The organism is Paenibacillus sp. VTT E-133291, assembly GCF_002264395.1.
Lineage (GTDB): Bacteria > Bacillota > Bacilli > Paenibacillales > Paenibacillaceae > Paenibacillus_AQ > Paenibacillus_AQ nitricinens.
Window position 1 is genome coordinate 12,456 of the sequence record NZ_NFVA01000078.1, and the last position, 19,009, is coordinate 31,464.

The window sequence follows — 19,009 nt, forward strand, 5'->3', positions numbered from 1 at the left end:
CTTAGCGGCTACCTCCGTTTTTTTTAAGTATAGAAAATATATATTTGTGGGTGTTTTATTTACTTTTGGACACCTGTAGTAATTGAGGAACGGTAACGAAAGTATAGCCCCGCTTGCGCATAATCGTGATTACTTCAGGTAAAGCCTGAATCGTTCCTTGTAGATGACTACCTGGACCACCTCCACCGTGCTGAAGAATAATCGCTCCTCTTCCAATATGGGCCAGAATATTATTTCTGACTTGGTTTTTGGAAAGTCCTTTCCAATCCAATGAGTCCACATTCCAATTCACGAGCGTATAGCCATGGCTTTTCGCCCATTTTAGCTGCTGTTCACTGATATCCCCATAGGGTGGGCGTATTAGTCGTGGTTTATATCCGGCCAAGGTTTGTATAATATCCTCGGTTTTTATGATTTGTGATTGAAAATCATTCATCGCAAGCTTCACAAACTGAGGATGATTATACGAATGATTTCCAATCGCATGTCCTTCTCTAATCATTCTTTTCACCAAAGCCGGATGTTTTTTTGCTCTGCTTCCCACCACAAAGAAGGTTGCTTTGACATTATATTTTTTTAGGACGTTTAGCAATTGGGGGGTGAATCTTGGATCAGGAACATCATCAAAAGTAAGTGCTATGACTTTATTCCGAGGTCCACTAGTCTTAAAAGTCTCTGGGTATTTGTGTAACAGCTGACTTAATGTAAGACCTTTAGCGTTTTTAGTGCTGTTAAGCGTCGAACTATTTGTAGCAGCGCTACCTGCTGAAATGGCCGTATCTTCCTCTGAAACGGGTATACTTGGTGTTTGTTCTTGTGGAATCTTCTGACTCTGCACGGATGCTGACGCAACCTCTGAAGAATAGGTTGGAAATAGCATAGTTATGATTGTTCCTAATATTACGAGCAGTTTCTGACCTCTCCGTTGAAAATACATCCCCATCTGCCTCCTTTACAACCTGATCACCGTCATATTCTTAATTGTTATCCCCATAGCTGGGTAGATTTATGCTGTTGACCATACAGTTTGCGTTAAGATTTCTTGAAGGTTCCAATGCATGTATACTAATAGAACGGGGAATTCCCGAACCCATTATAGATTACGGAAGGGATGGAGACATGAATGTCTGATTTGTTTGCACCGTATGAATTGAAGGGATTATCGTTGAAAAATCGTATTGTCATGCCGCCTATGTGTCAGTATTCGGTGGATAAAGGGGATGGCATCCCTAATGATTGGCATTATGTTCATTATGTAAGCCGTGCTATTGGCGGTACAGGATTTATTATCGTGGAAATGACTGGCGTTCATCCAGATGGTAGAATCACTAATCGAGATACAGGAATCTGGAATGATTCGCAAATTGAGGCTTATCGTAGAATCACAGATAGTGTACATGCATATGGATCAAAGATCGCTGTTCAATTAGGACATGCGGGACGTAAAGCAGTCGATGCTGAGCCGCCGGTGGCTCCATCAGCCATTCCCTTTGATGCTAATTCCAAAACGCCACAAGCTCTTTCTAAGAAGGGAATTTTAGCGTTGATTGAGGCTTTCCGTGAAGGTACACGCAGAGCTGTGGATGCAGGATTTGACACGGTCGAAATTCATGGTGCACATGGTTATTTAATTCACCAGTTTCATTCTCCATTGACGAATACCAGAGATGATGAATATGGACAAGATCCTGCGTTGTTCGGAGAACAGATAGTTAAAGCAGTCCGAGAAGTGGTTCCTGTGGACATGCCATTGATAATGAGAATATCTGCGAAGGAATATGTAAAGGGTGGATATGATGCTGAATACGCTCTGGATATTTGCCGACGGTACAAGAATGCTGGAGTGGATCTGTTCCATGTTTCTTCTGGAGGTGAAGGTCCTATAGGTTCAAATGGAGGGCCGGGTGCAGGCCCTGCTTATCAAGTGGATCTGGCAGAGTTTATCCGTAGTGAATTACAAGTGCCTGTAATTGCAGTGGGGCGGCTTGAATCCTTTACTGAGGCACAGTCCATCGTCGCAGAAGAACGGGCAGAGCTGATAGCCGTTGGCCGTGGGATGTTGAGCGATCCCTATTGGGCTTTACATGCGGAAGAGGCACTTGGAGGCGTACGTAATATACCCAAACCTTATGAACGTGGGATCTGGAAAAAGAGATAGCTCGCTTTGAATGTGAAGTTTGTCACAGATTTTATGCTCCTTCTAAGGCAATCTTAATAAAGATAAAATTTGAAGGAGCTTGATAACGTGGGGATGGTTTTAAGTAACGATCGGCTAACTGACGGAGTGTACCACCTTAAAGTTGAAACGAATAGCGGCGGTGAAATGGGTCAATTCTACATGTTACGGGCATGGGGTGCTTATCCGATCCTTTCCAGACCGTTAAGTATACATGAAGTAAAAGAAGATAGTGTTGAATTCTTATATCACGTAGTGGGGGAAGGCACTGAAATATTTTCACGGTTGACTCCTGGTGACTCAGTGGAGCTTGAAGGGCCTTTTGGCACGGGATTCCCACAGGTGGAAGGCAAGGTTGCGCTTATTGGTGGTGGAATCGGAATAGCGCCGCTATATTATTGTGCAAAGCAGCTGCCTAGTAGTGATATCTTTCTAGGTTTTAGTCGCGAAGCTTACCGGACAGAAGCTTTTCGTCCATTAGCAGCCGAGCTTACAGTAGATGTAGGCGGATTTATTTTGGATCGTGTGGATTTTAGTCATTATGAGCATGTTTTCGTCTGCGGCCCACATCCTATGCTTAAGGCTGCACAGCTTAAAGGGTTAGCGGCTGAAGAGGCGGGTAGCAATACAAAAGTTTATCTCTCTCTAGAGAATCGAATGGCTTGCGGTATTGGAGCCTGTCTTGTTTGTAGTGTTTCTTGTCGTGATGGTCAGCGAAAAGCCTGTGCAGACGGACCCGTGTTCCTTTCTGAGGAGGTGATTTTCCATGACTAAGATGAGCACAACAATTGCAGGCGTTCATTTTAAGAATCCAATTGTAATGGCTTCAGGAACCTTCGGCTTTGGTCGTGAATATGGAAAGCTGTATGATGTTTCCTCGTTAGGTGGAATCTCAGGGAAGGGGCTCACCCTCCATCCCAAAGCAGGTAACCCTGGCACTCGAGTATACGAGACAGCCTCTGGTATGTTGAATAGTGTTGGATTGGAGAATCCGGGGGTATCCGCGTTTTTGGAAAAAGAATGCCCTTATTGGGAAACACTCGATACAGCCCGTTTGGTGAATCTTGGGGGCGGAACGCTTGAGGATTACGTACTTGGAGCAGAAATGATCCAGCGTGATGCAGATCTTCGATCAAGCGCAGGTAAACCAGCTGTTGATATGATTGAGTTGAATATTTCCTGTCCAAATGTAAAAGAGGGCGGAATTGCATTTGGAATCAAGACTTCAGAAGCGCAAAAGGTAGTACAAGCTGTTAGGCGTGCCACTAAGCTACCACTTGCGGTAAAGCTGTCTCCAGGTGCTGAAAATATCGTTGAGATGGCTCAAATGTGTGAGGAAGAGGGAGCAGATGCTGTCTCGCTGATTAACACCATTTCCGGGATGAAGATCGATGTGCGACGGAGAAGTAGTGTATTTAATAACTTATATGCCGGATTGTCCGGACCAGCGATTAAACCAGTTGCTTTGCGTATGGTGCATCAAGTCGCACAGAACATATCTATTCCAGTAATCGGAATGGGGGGCATCACCACAGCTACTGATATTATTGAATTTATTATGGCAGGTGCTTCGGTAATCCAAGTCGGAACCTACAATTTTATGAATTTGAGAGCAGGCAGCCAGCTTGTTGAAGAACTTGAGCAATTCATGGTTCAAGAGAATATTCAATCCTTAGATGAAATACGTGGCATTATATAAAGTGGAGTAGTGAGGAGATACTATTGACTTCAAACAAGATTAACCCTGAGGATATTGGGCTGACGGCGACGCCAGTCGGACGGGATCTCTTACTCGTAATCAGTGGTGGTGTTAGTCATATTGGAGCGGCAAGTACTGCGTATTTGAATGGAGAGCGGGTAGAAGTGCAGACCTCTGCCGTTCCTCATCATAAAGAGCATACGATAAGTGAAGATATTGCGATCAGGGTAGCTAAGGCTCTAAATAGGACCGTCACAGTTGTGATGGGGATTCATTACGACGATCTTTCGAAAGAAGGCATTATGAAGGTAGTAGAGATAGTAAATAATAAAGTTAATCAATATTTAGCGCAACAAATTTGAAACGGAATTGGCAATTCTGCGTAAAAGATATCAAGTGAGTTTTTAAATTATCTTTTGGAGGAATGAAACCATGTCTATATTTAAAAGATTGCGCGATTTAACAATGTCTAACGTGAATGCGATTATTGACAAAGCAGAAGACCCGATTAAAATGACGGATCAGTACATTCGTGATATGACCGAAGATTTGGAAGATGCAGAAAAAGCAGTAGCGGCTCAAATCGCTATTGAGAAGAAGTTCAAGCAGCTGTATGAAGAGCAGGAAGCGCTTGTTAACAAACGTACGCAACAGGCACATGCTGCAGCTCAAGCTGGTAATGTTGACCTTGCTCGCCGTGCTCTGGAAGAAAAGAAGGCTGCTGAAGCTAAACTGGTAGAATATAAAGCAAGCTTCGACCAGAATAAAGCATCTGCGGATAATCTTCGCGGGAAGCTGGACGAAATGCGCAAGCAGCTTACTCAGATGAAAAACAAACGCGAAACCTTGGTTGCTCGTTATAATGCTGCCAAAGCTCAAACTGAAATTAATAAAGCAATGAGCGGTTTCAGCTCTGATTCCGCATCTGCTGGCCTGAAACGTATGGAAGACAAAATGCTGCAAGCAGAAGCTCAAGCCGAAGCCAGCAACGAGATGAGCTCGGGCAACAAATCACTTGATGATGAGTTCGAGAAGTTGAACAAAGATCAAGCAGTAGAAGATGAATTGGCTGCTCTGATGAAACAATACGAGAAGCAATAACATTTGATCTTAGCCGTTTCACGGCTGATGTTCACAGGCGAAGGGGAGACAGGACTATCGTTTCCTCTTCGCTTTATCTATGCTTATGACAGCATGCAAAATGAATAAGCGGGGGCTATAGAATGGATTTCCATATCCTGGTGTCCATGGTCGTGTGGACAGTGAGCGGCGCGGTGTTGCTGTTTGTGCTGATGTTCGTAGATTCACTTTTCACTCGATACAATGATTTAGAAGAGTTAAAGGCTGGAAATATGGCAGTTACTACACGTTTTGTAATGAAGCTATTGGCACAGGCATTCATTTTATCATCATCGATAGCTGCTTCTAACAGTCTGCTAGATGCTTTGCTGATCTCGATTGTATCTTTTTTTCTTTTGCTTATATTGGAAAGAACGGTCCGTCTCCTCTTGGCTAAATGGGGGAATCTGGATCTGGATCATGGTACACAGCTTGGCAAAATCGGGTACGGCTTATTATCAGGCTCACTGCAAATTACGGGAGCTTTAATTATTTCTGCATTTATGTAGGGGGAACGATCAAGTTGAGTATATGGAAACGTATAGGTAATCTTTTCTCCAAACCAGCAGCTCAGGAAGTTCAGAAAAGTATGCTTAATTTGTCTCCCGGAGACATCTGTGAAGTATCGCTCGTTACCTACGAGGTAACCGGCAGGACCCATAATCGTGGACGAAATGCGGTAGTACTGACATTAAGAGATGGTAGTCAAATTGCCTATTTGCATATTGAGGAGCGGGAACAGCTGCAATATGGTTTGTATAAACCAATCGATGGGCGATTAGATAATCCTGCTGAAGTTCCAACAACACTTGAACTGGACGATTATACTTATTTTCTGGAGGAAGAATATGACGGATATGTCGCTGTAGCTGGTCAAACCCCTTTTATGAATGGCGGAGAGCAGCATGTGTGGCAATATCAGTCAGATGACTCTAGACTCCTGCGTGTGGAATGGCAACATGGACGCTTTATGCTTTATGAAGGAGAAAAAGTAATTCCTGGAGATGTAAAGGTTATCAGAGCATCCTAGAATTGAGTTGTAGGAGATGTGGTCTTATGACCGCATCTTTTTTTGTACAACTTTGTGATGAAATAGATAAAGGATTTTGCAGTTCTGCTATTCATTTTACTTCTGGTTGGCTCATGTTAAAATAGTACCTATTGTACTGCAAAAACAGATGATTTAGAGCGGAGGTAAGGTATGAAGGATCATAAATTTCGGAGAACAGCGCTTCAAGTAAAAGAGGCACAGGCCAAAATAATCAAATTTGCTAATCCGCTAGAGTCACAGGAGGTCTCATTGAATCAGGTCTGTGGACGTTATTTGGCCGAGGAAGTGATTGCGCCACATCCTTTCCCCGCGTTTAACCGCTCTAGCATGGATGGATATGCAATTATTGCAGCAGATACAAACCACTGTGTAAATGGACAAGTCGTATGGTTAGAAATGGTAGACAATATTCCATGTGGCGCTGTGGCATCGGTAGACATCACTTCGGGAACAGCAGCAAGGATAATGACTGGAGCACAAGTGCCGTCAGGGGCAGATACTGTGGTTATGCTGGAAGTAACGGAGACACGTGAGGAGGAAGGAAAGACTTACGTAGGTATTCGAAAGAAGCAGGAAGCGAAGTCTAATATCACAACAATGGGGCTGGAGTTAAGCTCTGGTGAGCTAGTGCTGCCAGCGGGGCGATTAATCTCTGCGGGGGATATAGCTGTTCTGGCGGCGTTTGGCATACATACAGTGAAAGTCTTTCGTCGGCCTAAGGTAGCTATCTTTGCGACAGGAACAGAGCTGCTAGAGGTACATGAACCACTACAGCCTGGCAAAATTCGAAACAGCAACTCACCCATGCTTGAAGCTTTAGTCAAGGAGGCAGGTGGTGAGCCCGTGATGCTGGGATCTATTGTGGATGATCTGGAGCTGGCTCGAAGTAAAGTACAGATGGCGCTGGAAACCTATGATTTTGTAATCACTACGGGTGGAGTATCGGTAGGAGATTATGATATTATGGGCGATTTGGTTCGTGAACAGAGTGGAGATATGCTATTTAACAAAGTGACGATGCGTCCGGGGAGTGTAACCACTGCTGCTGTTAGAGGCGGTAAGCTGCTGTTAGCTCTATCAGGTAATCCAGGTGCTTGTTTCGTTGGTTTTCAATTGTTCGCACGTCCGGTTATCAGATTAATACAGTGTGCATCACAGCCTTTCTTACCAGAATGGAGCGCCACACTCGGTGCAGATTATAACAGAGTGAATGACTTTACCCGATTTGTTAGAGCGCGATTAGAGATCCGTGAAGGCAGCCTTTATGCCATTCCAGCAGCGATAGACGAATCTTCCGTGATGGTCACGATCAAGGATAGTGATTGTCTGATTGTTGTTCCACCAGAGGAACGAGGCTTATCTGAGGGTGCTAAAGTGACTATTATCAAGCTTCCGGGAGAAATACGCGGATAGGATAAAGGTAAAATGCTCTATGATATTAACAATTGGACGGGAGTAGCTAATTATCTAATATGCCAGCGATATTATTTATAACATTTCAACATATGAAAAATTCACAATAGAAAAGCCAATAATTCAACATAATGCTACTCTGATCAGTCTTTCTAAACCATGTAAAAAGAGAGCCGGCCACACCTTTTCCATAAAATTCGGATAGGGTATGGCCGGCTTTTTGCAAAAAAAATCAACTATCCAAACGGCGTTCAATCGCCTCAGACATCGTTTTGTCCGTGAGATGAGCATAGATCTCGGTTGTTTCTGTCGAAGCATGCCCGAGCTGTTCTTTCGTTTTATAAATATCGTTTTGCAGGTAATAGTCTGTTGCAAAAGAGTGACGAAGCTTATGTACCGTTAGATAGGGCTTACCAAAGCGTTTTGCATATTTAATAATCATTTCTTGAATGGCTCTTTTGGTCATGCGTTTGCCTTCTTGCCGTCCATTGGGCAAAGCGATAAATAAAGCTTTTTCCCTCTTTGGTGTTTTATAACGGGATTGACGAAGGCTTAAATAAAGAGCTAAATCATCTTTAGCTTGTTCTCGAAAATAAACAGGGGTTTTGAAGGTTTCATCATTGTTCCCTTTTCGGGTGACATAAATCAGCTTGTTGTTAACATCCAGATCATCCACGTTTAGATTGACTACTTCGGATACACGAAGACCAGAATTCAGAATTAAGCTGGCAATACAGGCATCGCGTTCACGATTTAATTGAAAGGAGTAAAAGGCCTGCTTGTTACCTTCAACATCTCGTCCATATCCTTCGAAAATGTACCCCACGAATTCCAGCAGTTCCTCATCCTCTAGAATCTTGCCCTTTAATTTAGCAGCAGTGTCCTTAGGTTTATGCGTTCGTTTTACTTCAACCTTGGCCATAATGTTACGCTTAAGCAATGGATAGAAGTTCTCGTCCTCAGCGATCTGACTTAAATAATGAAATAAAGAGCGTAATGCGGACAGCTTACGGGACACGGTTACACGTGTATTGGTTCCCTCAGCTCGGGTAGTGAGGTGCAGGCGGTATCCAACAATACTATCCATGTGCAGGGTTTCTAATTCAAGCAATGTGATCTCTGTGTTGGAGCTGGCCTGTGAGAGACCTTCAGCACGCAGCCATCCGAAAAAGGACTCATAGTCCCGAATATACTCCAGAAGGGTGGATGGGGATAGATCAGGTCGCTTATAGTCAATAAACTGCTGAACGAACCAAGGCATGAGAGGTAGCTTTAGATCCAGTTTTTTACGGTCATCGTTCTTTTGAACGCTCATGTGATTCACCTTTTCCATAGTTTTCATATCATTTCTTCCTTCTATCTTATCATGTTTTGTTCTCCAATAGGCTTAGATCAAAGCTAATCACAAGCGATGACCTTGCTCCTGAATCAACTAAGTTATATGATGTGAAGTAAACATAAATGTCAGAGGTGCACCTAATGGAACTTGGAATGGAGCTGGTTCCCAGAGAGCGGAAACAGACGATAAGCAAATTAATGCAGTTTTACCTATATGATTTCACCCGTTATTTGGAGCTTGATGTAGACCAAGATGGGATATATCCTTCGTATCCGGGACTAGAATCTTTTTGGAGTAGTGGCAACAATAAGTTCGCTTATTTGTTTAAAGTGGACGGGCATATTGCTGGTTTTGCACTTGTAGAACGGTTGTTGCGTAATCCCGAAGGACAGTTTTATATGACTGAGTTTTTTGTAATGCAAAAATATCGACGGAGCGGCGTGGGGACCTGGGCCGCGCATAAATTATTTGATATGTACCCAGGCGACTGGAAGGTGTCACAGGTACGCGCGAATACGCCTGCCCGTAATTTCTGGCATAGAGTGATTGGAGAGTACACCAATGGAGAATTTAAAGAGCGTTTTAACCCGCCACAAGGAAATCCGAGTCAATACTTCAATACATTAAATAATAATAGGGTTAATATTTGAATGGGAAATAGCGATATTGTAGTCATCAAAATCAATGCTTATTTTACCGTTCAAGAGATTTACACATATTTTGTTTACGTAATAAATATTATGTTAACTAATAATGAATAACCCACAACCTCAACGGGATTGTTGGGTTATTTTTGTTCAAAATACCCAAGCAGAGATGGGGATTTAGCATATCTTATGATGTACTCAATTACAAAGGAGGAGTTAAAATGGGCGAATTCGCAGGAGGATACGGTGGATTTACTAACACAGGAGCTATCTTGGTTCTGTTTATCCTGTTGGTTATCATCACAAAAACTCTTTGTCTGTAATCCTTTAACTTCATGAATAAGGTTTCCGCCAGTCGATTTAGACTGGCGGATTTTTTTATGCCTGTGTATGTGATTAAAGGGTGGAGGATTTGCCTGTGACTTACTATATAGAAAATAACTGTATACCATAATATATTTACAGTGTTCAATGATTAAACGATGTTCAAATTATAAGGAGACGTCAAGATGACTAAAGAACAACGGCAATTGCGTGAACGTGAGGAAATGAAGAAAAGGATATTACAGGCTGCGGCTTCGTTGATATCTGAGGAGGGTATTGACAAACTATCCATCCGCAAAATTGCAGAGAGAATCGAGTATTCTCCAGGAATTATTTATCATTACTTTCAGGGGAAAGATGAAATTGTAGTGAGATATTTGCAACAGAAATATACAGATATGGTTGACGGGCTTCAGTCTGTACAACGAAAGGCAGAGCATGAGCTGCCACCAGAGATGCTTTTGAGACAATCACTTGAGCAATGGATCAGGATGACCCTGTCTACAAGTGTAGAATACCGTAATGTAATGCTGAACGATACACCGGCTGTCCTTAGTTACACAGCTGTTTTATTTAAGGGAGCTGCACAGGAGCGTAAAGCGATTGGTATGCTCTGTCAATGTCTATCTAGGTTCGAATCGAAAGAACTCCATAAAGACTCTTCAATAGAGCTTACTGCTCAAGTGATATGGAGCGCTGCGTTCGGATTAATTATGCGTTTGATTGTGGAAAAGGATTTGCCTGAAGAACAGGTCGAAGCACTGATTTCTTGTTATTTGAATTCAATGGTTTCAATAGCAACAGGGATATACATGAGCCTTTAACACAGTAGGAAGATCAGAGAGTAGGGAGGTAGCGATTAGAATGAAGACTATCATTGTGTATACTTCTAAATATGGTTGTACAGAGAAAGCTGCCTATTTATTGAAACATCAGTTGGGCGATGAGACTGAAGTAGTTAATTTAATGCATGCCAAAGAACCTACACTAGAGCCATATGATATTGTCATCTTAGGTGGATCTATTTATTTTGGGAAAATACAAAAACAAATGATGGAATTTGCTTCAAAATATCAAAATGAATTAGGTAAGAAGCGCGTTGGATTGTTTATTTGTGCAGGAGCGAAGGGGGAGCAAGCCACACAGGAATTGAAATCTTCATTTCCAGAGGGGTTGTATAACCAATCAGTTACAAAAGAAGTGTTCGGAGATGAGATTTACGAAGAGAAGATGACTGTATTAGATCGAATGGTTCTGCGAGTGGTAAAAGGGAAAAACAAGAGTGTAAATGGATTATCGAAAGAGACGATAGAGCGTTTTGCACTTGCGATAATGAAGCGGTGAATGAGTGTGGAAAATAGACTCCCTAGAATTAGTTAACATAAGTATGATTATGTTAACTAATTCTTATCTCTGATAGCAATCATTATAAGTTCAGAGAGTGCGTACTTATAAATATAATTCTGTGATTTCATCATATGAAAAATTCACAATAGAAAAATCAAAATCCTGATCATACCTTATGCACTATACATCTACACTGCAACACATAATCACCCTATTAACAAAACCACTGGAAAAAGGGTACTACACTTCCTCATACATTTATACAAGATTTTTTTCAATACAAATAGCTAGTTCTATAGCTTGTATGGCATTATCTAACTCAATTATTGATGAACTATCCTCGATTAGACATTGGAGTGCATACTCCAAACTTTTTTGATAGGGATTAGCTGGTTCTAACAAAAGATCTAGTTTACCTGCAGCGGTATATTCAATTAATGAGCTTTCAACAGCTCCATTCATGTTGTCACTCTCTTGATAGACAAGTTTACCCTGTTCAAAATATGCCTCATAACCTACCGAAAAAGGATAAGTGGCCGGCATCTGTGAAGACACAATGATCTCTGCGTACCTATTAGATTGTTGAAAAACAGCGCGTACTATGGCTTGATCACTTTTACCACCATCAGTTCCCCAAACGAAGTTCGGTTCTATAGACCCCAGCATCCAGGTCACAAAATCCAATTCGTGAATCATAAGCTTTGTAGCGATAGCGTGTAGACCGAGGTCACCCCACAAGGGAGGCGTTTCTCTTTTTAAGGTGAGAGATAAAAGCTTTCCATATTTCTCATTATGAGTCGTTTCATAAAGATATTTGAACGCAGGATCGAATTTAATAAACTGGTTGACGAGAATTCGCGAATCATACAATTGTTCGGCTTCTTTCATCGCAAGGGCATCTTCTAGGTTGAAGCAAACGGGTGTCTCACAGAATACATGTTTCCCATGCATAAGCGCATCGACAGCATATTGCCTATGTAAATTAGAGGGCAAACAGATGTCAATTACATCGATGGTGGAATCGAGCATAATATCGTCAATATGAGTAGTTATCTCAACGCCTAAAGCTTGTTTTAGCTTCTGCAGCTTAGCTTCGTTCCGACCAAAGATAATTACTTTGTCTACTCGATCCATCGCCGTCCATAACTGCGCATGATAAGCTCCGAATCCAGTTCCCAATATGCCTATATTCATGTGTATCAGCTCCTTTAATGTAATGAACTAATCATAACCTTCTATTGTTGACAACAGCTTGGCAAGAATTATGATGTATACTATAAAAAAGAAAAACTTGGAGGCTCCCCATGCGCTTGCATCGTTTGATAGCGATTTTATTATTAGTGGAATCAAGAGGGAAGATGAAGGCCAATGACTTAGCTGAAGCCTTGGAAACTTCCGTACGTTCTATCTATAGAGACATTGACGTACTTGCTGAAGCTGGAATACCACTGTTATCCACGCCGGGACCGAATGGTGGCATCTCCTTGATGGAGGGGTATACTGTTAACCTAAATCAGCTTCATGGGGAAGATGTAATCAATCTATTTCTAACAGGAATGGGGATTCATACTAGTGGACATACAGATTCCGGATTAAAGCTAAAGGCAACCCTCTTGAAATTAGAAAAATCATTACCCGCTTCCTATCAAAATGATATCCAGAAGGCACAAAGACGTTTTTATTTTGATGATACGCCTTGGTGGACAGAACGCTTAGAGATTCCATGTCTGGAATCGATTCGAACTGCTGTTTGGAGATCCAAGAAACTACAGATTGAATACCACAAGATTAATGGAGTCATTTCGATCAGGAAAATACTGCCCTATGGTCTAGTTGTGAAAAAAGAAGAGTGGTATCTTATAGCCTACTGTGAAGAAGTCGAACAAATTCGTACGTTTAAATGTGAGCGAATCGCCTCTACGCAGCGTATAGACGAAGAGTATGCTATCCCTCAGGACTTCTCTTTAGAAGGGCACTGGAAGCAGCAGGAGAGGGGATTTAAGCAAACTTGTAAAGAGGAAGAGATATATCCGGTATTGATTAGAACGAATAAGAGCCGAGAGGCTTCTATACACGGACTGGAGATCATGAACAGGGTAGAGGAAGGAGATCAAATAACCCTTACTGTAAATATGTTTAGCTATGATAGTGCATGTACAAATGTTTGGGGGATACTTGGTCAATCCGAGATTGTGGAACCTTTGAAACTGAGACAATATGTGAAGGCTCAGGTGAATTTGCTACAGGGGATTTATAATTATCATAATTTCGTTTGAAAAGGGACCGTTTTATCGCAGAGTCTGCAATGAAACGGTCCCGCTCCTTAAAAATGTAAATAGCTCAGTCATTAAGTTTACATAATTAAAAATATGTTAACTAATGTCTCTTTTTTCTTCAATGACCTTTGTATTTATTTATCCACGTAAATTGCTTCTAATTTTGGTTACTCACTTGCTTTATCTATTGTAAATAATTTTGATAATGATCTTCTATGTTTAGATCCGTCTCATGGTGCAGTAAACCATCCAAAACATGAATTGCATCTCTTGATTTAGTATGAATAATTTTTGTGTAGTAAGAAGAGAATTGATCACTCGTAAATCGATAGATAGTAGCTCCTTTTCCAGTACCGTAATGTGGGTTTGCATCTGCATTTGTGAAATTACAAATGTGTCAAGGGCTTCATTATATAGAAAGCAAACGGAAGTAAAAATCTATTAGTTTAACAAAATGTTCAATATGTTAATAAATCAACATTCAAACTTAATAGCTAACCCCTTTACCATCAAAGGGTTGGCTATTTTTAGTGTACCCGAAATGGGCTGGCTATCCCTTGGTGGTGACAATCGACTTGTATTATCCACTTTCAAAATATCGGATAAATTAAAAATTATGTCACAAAACAGCTCTTTGAAATGTTATAGGGGTGCAGTCGACTGATAAATAAAAGGAGGTGAGCTTATGGAGGAAATAGATATTGGAAGAAGGTTTGTTAATGGCGGAGAAGATGAACTGGAAGAGATAATCAATCTCTATGGTGAAAAACTCCTTCGCTATGCAACGGCGATTCTATGTGATTATCATGAAGCAGAAAATATTGTACAAGAAGTCTTTCTTTCAGCCTATCAAAATCGGAATATTTTTGATGGCAATAACCTATCCGCATGGTTGTACAAAATTACATATAATCGCTGCTTAAATCAACTAAAAAAGCGTAAGATCCATTATTTTCATGATATTCGCAGTGAAGTAGTTTTACCAGAGAAAGATAAAGGTTTGAGTGATGAGATGCTTCGTGCGTTACAGAAGCTTAAACCTATGGAACGTGCCTTGTTATATGGGCGGATTATGGATGGGCAGAGTTACGAGGAACTATCTCAGCTTACAGGAAGTTCTCCAGCTGCATTACGCAAACAATATCAACGGGCCAAAGATAAAATAGTTAAATATTTTAATATTGCATATGGTAGAAAGGAGTCTAACTATGGGCAAATTTGATATGGACGAAAAACATATACATGAAATGTTTTCCCAAATTACGGTTGATTCAAGTAAACTTGCAGAACAGGTTAAAAGCCGATTGTATGAAGGTAGTACTGACATGCCTGCTAGACACCGCAAACGGTGGACAAGGTCAACAATTGCAGCTATTGCGATATCGTTCGTATTAGTTACTAGTGCAACTGCTTCATCTTTAGGGGATTTTGATTGGTTCATAAAGAGATTTAATCCTGATTTTGGTAAGATTGTTGAACCAGTAGGAGTCTATAGTGAGGACGAAGGAATTCGCATGGAGGTTATCGGTGCACAGAAATATGATAATAGAGCGATTATATACCTATCTCTTCAGGATAGAACAGGTCAAAACCGATTAACGGAACAAACTGATTTTAGAGACGGATTCACTGTAAAAATACATTCACCAACAAACGAGGGAGCCAAAAGTGGAGACGAAAGTTTATCAGCCCGCATGTCATGGAAACAAAAAATGCTTAATTTTAATAAAGATACGAATACCATTTATTATGAGTTTAATATAACGGCTGATCCAGACACACCATTAACAGATCCGTTGGAGCTTGGCAGTTTCCTTATTTATTTTAACGAAAAAGCCTATGAAGACGAACCCATTTCCGTATCCCTTACAGGAATTGAAGATGTAGAAACGATTCCTGTTGAAAAAGCACAGATTTTTGGGGGGAGTAATTTACCAAGTAACCTTAGTTCATTAACAGAGGCACTTATGCCAGGCGATTATGCTTCCATGCCCCATGGTGAAAAAGATCAATGGGTTTCAAATATCGGTATTATAGATGGAAAATTGCATGTGCAGACAGGGAAAATTTTTAACAAAGAGTTTGGTCCTAGTGATGCCATGCTTTCTCTAAAGGGTCCAGACGGTAATTTAATCTCCAATGATTATAGTTTGGTATTTCTCAGTGATAAGAAAAATAACCTTCTTGATCTTGAAAAAAACGATTATGATGACGCTAAGTATAAATATGAAGAATTTGTATTTCCTGTAAGCTGCGAAAATCTTAGTAAATACACTCTTTATTATACTGGTTCCGTTTATTCTGGGGTTGAAGGCAACTGGAAGGTGGCGGCAAATTCAAGTGATACTACTGCCAAATTACGTACTTGGAAAAATGATATTTCAGTTGAAGGTCATCTTTTTGAATATATAACCCTCAGTCCTTTAGGATTACAAGTAATCGGTACCTATAAAGGTGAGAATTTCATGGTCAGTGATATGCTACTTGAAATTGAAACAGTAGACGGTATTATCCCATTGGAAGGTGGTGGAGGAAGCCAAAACCCTGATAAACATACCTTCAATTCAAGTTGGGATACGAAAGCGCCTTTAGATATTACCAAAGTTAAAGCAATAATTATAAATGGCACTCGAATACCGGTTAAATAACAAGATAAATAATGTCAGCTCCTGATTCTTTTTGATGCACGGTCACATCATTGTAGTGACCCAAAAGAGATGGGCTGCAAATCAAAGGTTTATTTTAACATCTAGTAAAGTGGAGGATCTCAACATCCAATGTGGCTACGTTGAGTAAGTGGACACGTTAATAATTCGAGTTGGATTACTTATCATATCTTATCTGAATCGATAGACAATCTGTATACGTTGTACTGATAAATTCAATTTATGCAGAATAAGGGAAAAATAGAAAAGAAGCATTGGGCTTTATGATATAATGTGGTAAAATCTTCAACTCCAAAAATGCTGAGACTATCCCACATGTAGCGTCATCTTTCAGAGAGAATATCTCTCAAATAACCGTTGTTTCCGGATTTTCTGGATTTGAAGAAATCCCAAGAGGAGGAAAACAGAAATGAAGAAGAAGCTTGTTACGACTTTATGCGGTACCATGATACTTTTAGTGGGCATGGGCACAGGTGCTTTCGCGAGCTCGCATCTCCAAGAAATTAAAGCGTTGTTAAACGGAGATTTAAAAATCAGAGTGAACGGGGAGATTACCCCTCTCAAAGATGGCAATGGCAAAGTGGTGCTTCCCATCACTTATAATGGAACTACGTATCTTCCGGTACGATCTGTTTCTGAGCTGCTGGATGTTCCGGTGAATTATGACGGAACAGCCAAAGAGGTGATTATTGGCGAACAGCAGGCAGGCGTTCCCGTGAACCAGGAGGATTTCAACACCAGTCTGCATACCAAGGACCCTGCACTGACCAAATACGGTGGCAAGAATTATAAGGAAGTTCTGTACAGCGCACCTAATTCCAATATTAAATATACCGCGCTCAGCCCTAACGGCAAATATCAGAAGCTTGTTCTGCAATTCGCTGCAGTCGGTAAGGAAGTGGAGTCTCTTGAAATTAGGGATAATGACAAGAATGTGCTCCTTAAAAAAGTAGAGAAGATCTCGCCAAATAGTGATCTCCAGACGATTGAGGTAGATATTTCTGGAGTAAAGAACATCGCAATAAATGTGATACAAGCTGTTGACGGCGGGTTCATTATTCCGCTGGATACTTCAATTTACAAATAAGATTAAGCAGTGAAGCCCACAATGCCGGTATAGGCGTAGTGGGCTTATTTTCACGTGAGATTATATTAGATTTTTTCTCGTTCTTTTGCATTGAAGAGATTTAAATCCATCCTCCGTTATACGTGGACAGGCTTACAGGGTTTGTGTCGTCGGAGTGTCAGAAGAAAATAAAGTATTAGACTCGATTAATTGTAGTAACGTAAATAGAAATATTAACTTAGGCTTTAAATCTTAGTATAAATTATTTAATATATTGAGGATAAAAGCTTTCGTTGAGGGTGTTGTTGTGAGAGTACAAGAAGTAATTCTTAATGAAAATAAAAAGAGATATTTGCTGTTGGATGCGGTAGGTGTTCCAGTTGTTCCTGTGATGAATTATTTAAAATACCTGGATCAGACAGGTAAAAGCAACAATACACTGAAGACTTATTGCTATGCATTAAAACAGTATTTCACTTATCTTGAAGAGCGGAAGATAGATTACAAAGAAGTAGGAGTTAAGGATCTTGCTGACTTTGTAGGGTGGTTGCGTAATCCGTTTGAAAGTGGAAAAGTTACCCATTACAACAGATTGAAGCGAAAAGAACAGAAAAATCAGTGAATCTTATAATCACAGTGGTAACAAGCCTATATGATTACTTTTTCCGTATTCAAGAGACCAAAACGATATGTAGGTAAACTGGTAAGACAGGTGAACGGGAATTGTATGTTTCGCAGGGACTTATGGATTTATACGACGACTACCTATAAAACGTGATTGAAGATCATGATATCGATACGAGTTTCGTATTTGTTAAACTGCGGGGAAACCGTGTTGGACAACCGATGAATGACCGTGATGTTCGCGCCTTATTTAAAGTACTGTGTAAGAAAACAGGGATGCACATCCACCCTCACTTGCTGCGGCACACGCATGCAACAATATACTACCGTCAAACGAAAGACATCAAGCAAGTGCAAGAACGATTAGGGCATGCAAATATTCAAACAACTATGAACATGTATGTCCATCCATCGGAAGAAGATATACGTGAGAATTGGGAGAAAGCTCAACATGCATTTCAGCTTGGCAATATACAATCAAAGGAGGTAACTGACAGTGATGTTACAGAATAAAAAACATATGAAAGCGGATAGGTTGAATTATAATCGGCTTGAACAAGAGATCTCCAGCTATCAAGAGCGATTAGTTCATGATGATGGGTCCGTATCGTTTCACAAAATAGAGAACCTCTATTTCATGACTGAAAATACTTGGAGTGTAGATGTAATTGGTTCAATAGCTAACTTTCGGGATCAACGAGACAAATATAATCGATCAAATAGAAATATTCGATTCGAATTTAATAACCCATGGGTTAATCTTGAAGACCATACAAAGAGTGGATGAGTCAATTAGGCGACTTGTAAAAGCCAAAGAGAGCATCAATTTTAATAGTGTGGCAACGGATGCTGGCGTAAGCAAAGCAACTCTCTATAATAATCCTGAGATACGTGGACGCATTGAATCGCTTCGTCAGCAGCAAGCTCAAGTGCCAACACCAAAACAAATCAAGCGAGAAATGGATGAAAACAATAAGGACGCCATCATTGCTTCGCTAAAACGTAAGATGAAGAAGCTCGAAGATGAAAATAAAAAATTACGAGAACAACTTGATTTTTCATATGCGGAGGTTTATCAGAGGATTTGAAAGAATGTATGTTGCCGCCCTATTCAACTAACGGGCAGGATAATGTAATATTCCATAATGGGTTGCATGTTCAGTTCTTGGGTAAATTAGCTCAATAATTTCTATACATAAGATTATATACGGTATAATATGTAAATATATTTTAAATGGTTGCAGCAATTTTAGGACCAATAC

Annotated in this window: 20 protein-coding genes and 2 pseudogenes; 18 read left to right on the forward strand and 4 right to left on the reverse strand. The window is 40.6% G+C overall.

Annotated elements, in window-relative coordinates:
- Nucleotides 1–55: 55 nt before the first annotated feature.
- Nucleotides 56–937 (reverse strand): polysaccharide deacetylase family protein, encoded by an 882-nt coding sequence (locus tag CA598_RS24355; protein WP_256990626.1) that lies wholly within the window; start codon nt 935–937, stop codon nt 56–58.
- Nucleotides 938–1,123: 186 nt separating this feature from the next.
- Between CA598_RS24355 and CA598_RS24360 the strand changes: the two genes are divergently transcribed.
- The 8 genes from CA598_RS24360 (at nt 1,124) to CA598_RS24395 (ending at nt 7,458) form a co-directional block, all read left to right on the forward strand.
- Nucleotides 1,124–2,158, forward strand: a complete 1,035-nt coding sequence (locus CA598_RS24360) for an NADH:flavin oxidoreductase/NADH oxidase (protein ID WP_094878192.1) — start codon at nt 1,124–1,126, stop codon at nt 2,156–2,158.
- Nucleotides 2,159–2,245: 87 nt separating this feature from the next.
- On the forward strand, nt 2,246–2,950 hold the full coding sequence (locus tag CA598_RS24365) for a dihydroorotate dehydrogenase electron transfer subunit (RefSeq protein WP_094878193.1): 705 nt from the start codon (nt 2,246–2,248) through the stop codon (nt 2,948–2,950).
- On the forward strand, nt 2,943–3,875 hold the full coding sequence (locus tag CA598_RS24370; protein ID WP_094878194.1) for a dihydroorotate dehydrogenase: 933 nt from the start codon (nt 2,943–2,945) through the stop codon (nt 3,873–3,875). Before CA598_RS24365 ends, CA598_RS24370 begins: the two co-directional genes overlap by 8 nt.
- A 23-nt stretch (nt 3,876–3,898) precedes the next feature.
- Nucleotides 3,899–4,237 (forward strand): prenylated flavin chaperone LpdD, encoded by a 339-nt coding sequence (gene lpdD / locus CA598_RS24375; protein WP_256990628.1) that lies wholly within the window; start codon nt 3,899–3,901, stop codon nt 4,235–4,237.
- Nucleotides 4,238–4,307: 70 nt separating this feature from the next.
- On the forward strand, nt 4,308–4,976 hold the full coding sequence (locus CA598_RS24380) for a PspA/IM30 family protein (protein ID WP_094878195.1): 669 nt from the start codon (nt 4,308–4,310) through the stop codon (nt 4,974–4,976).
- 122 nt (nt 4,977–5,098) lie between these two features.
- Nucleotides 5,099–5,503, forward strand: coding sequence for a DUF350 domain-containing protein (locus CA598_RS24385; RefSeq protein WP_094878196.1), 405 nt, complete (start codon nt 5,099–5,101; stop codon nt 5,501–5,503).
- 14 nt (nt 5,504–5,517) lie between these two features.
- Nucleotides 5,518–6,024 (forward strand): DUF4178 domain-containing protein, encoded by a 507-nt coding sequence (locus CA598_RS24390; RefSeq protein ID WP_094869153.1) that lies wholly within the window; start codon nt 5,518–5,520, stop codon nt 6,022–6,024.
- Nucleotides 6,025–6,195: 171 nt separating this feature from the next.
- Entirely contained in the window at nt 6,196–7,458 is a 1,263-nt protein-coding gene (locus CA598_RS24395) for a molybdopterin molybdotransferase MoeA (RefSeq protein WP_094878197.1), read from the forward strand.
- 232 nt (nt 7,459–7,690) lie between these two features.
- Here CA598_RS24395 and xerS read toward each other — a convergent pair whose 3' ends face one another.
- Entirely contained in the window at nt 7,691–8,773 is a 1,083-nt protein-coding gene (gene xerS, locus CA598_RS24400) for a tyrosine recombinase XerS (RefSeq protein WP_060623783.1), read from the reverse strand.
- 164 nt (nt 8,774–8,937) lie between these two features.
- Here xerS and CA598_RS24405 point away from each other — a divergent pair, with 164 nt between their 5' ends.
- The 4 genes from CA598_RS24405 to CA598_RS24415 all read left to right on the forward strand — a co-directional run bounded on the left by CA598_RS24405 (nt 8,938) and on the right by CA598_RS24415 (nt 11,112).
- Nucleotides 8,938–9,447: a GNAT family N-acetyltransferase gene (locus CA598_RS24405; RefSeq protein WP_094878198.1), complete on the forward strand. Its 510-nt coding sequence runs from the start codon at nt 8,938–8,940 to the stop codon at nt 9,445–9,447.
- 218 nt (nt 9,448–9,665) lie between these two features.
- Nucleotides 9,666–9,767 carry a YjcZ family sporulation protein gene (locus tag CA598_RS32755; protein ID WP_218832623.1) on the forward strand — a complete coding sequence of 34 codons (102 nt, stop codon included), beginning with the start codon at nt 9,666–9,668 and terminating at the stop codon, nt 9,765–9,767.
- Between the two features lie 186 nt (nt 9,768–9,953).
- A complete protein-coding gene (locus CA598_RS24410) occupies nt 9,954–10,592 on the forward strand; it encodes a TetR/AcrR family transcriptional regulator (protein WP_094878199.1) in 639 nt (212 codons plus the stop codon).
- A 40-nt stretch (nt 10,593–10,632) separates the two neighbouring features.
- On the forward strand, nt 10,633–11,112 hold the full coding sequence (locus CA598_RS24415) for a flavodoxin domain-containing protein (protein WP_094869149.1): 480 nt from the start codon (nt 10,633–10,635) through the stop codon (nt 11,110–11,112).
- A 261-nt stretch (nt 11,113–11,373) separates the two neighbouring features.
- On the opposite strand, the gene CA598_RS24420 is transcribed toward CA598_RS24415, so the two are convergent.
- Entirely contained in the window at nt 11,374–12,309 is a 936-nt protein-coding gene (locus tag CA598_RS24420; RefSeq protein WP_094878200.1) for a Gfo/Idh/MocA family protein, read from the reverse strand.
- A 110-nt stretch (nt 12,310–12,419) separates the two neighbouring features.
- On the opposite strand from CA598_RS24420, the gene CA598_RS24425 reads away from it, so the two are divergent.
- The gene (locus tag CA598_RS24425; protein WP_094878201.1) at nt 12,420–13,391 is read left to right on the forward strand and encodes a helix-turn-helix transcriptional regulator; all 972 of its coding nucleotides are present in this window, start codon (nt 12,420–12,422) and stop codon (nt 13,389–13,391) included.
- A gap of 202 nt (nt 13,392–13,593) precedes the next feature.
- Here the strand turns inward: CA598_RS24425 and CA598_RS32760 are convergent.
- Nucleotides 13,594–13,770: pseudogene (locus tag CA598_RS32760) on the reverse strand (Tn3 family transposase); the annotation flags it as partial.
- 306 nt (nt 13,771–14,076) lie between these two features.
- Between CA598_RS32760 and CA598_RS24435 the strand changes: the two are divergent.
- The 5 genes and pseudogenes from CA598_RS24435 (at nt 14,077) to CA598_RS24460 (ending at nt 18,835) form a co-directional block, all read left to right on the forward strand.
- On the forward strand, nt 14,077–14,613 hold the full coding sequence (locus CA598_RS24435) for an RNA polymerase sigma factor (protein ID WP_094869147.1): 537 nt from the start codon (nt 14,077–14,079) through the stop codon (nt 14,611–14,613).
- Nucleotides 14,600–16,039 carry a DUF4179 domain-containing protein gene (locus CA598_RS24440; protein ID WP_094878202.1) on the forward strand — a complete coding sequence of 480 codons (1,440 nt, stop codon included), beginning with the start codon at nt 14,600–14,602 and terminating at the stop codon, nt 16,037–16,039. Before CA598_RS24435 ends, CA598_RS24440 begins: the two co-directional genes overlap by 14 nt.
- A gap of 427 nt (nt 16,040–16,466) precedes the next feature.
- Nucleotides 16,467–17,144 carry a stalk domain-containing protein gene (locus CA598_RS24445; RefSeq protein WP_094878203.1) on the forward strand — a complete coding sequence of 226 codons (678 nt, stop codon included), beginning with the start codon at nt 16,467–16,469 and terminating at the stop codon, nt 17,142–17,144.
- Nucleotides 17,145–17,430: 286 nt separating this feature from the next.
- Nucleotides 17,431–18,260 (forward strand): annotated as a pseudogene (locus tag CA598_RS24450) (tyrosine-type recombinase/integrase).
- 230 nt (nt 18,261–18,490) lie between these two features.
- Nucleotides 18,491–18,835, forward strand: a complete 345-nt coding sequence (locus tag CA598_RS24460; protein WP_373455846.1) for a DUF6262 family protein — start codon at nt 18,491–18,493, stop codon at nt 18,833–18,835.
- Nucleotides 18,836–19,009 lie beyond the last annotated feature (174 nt).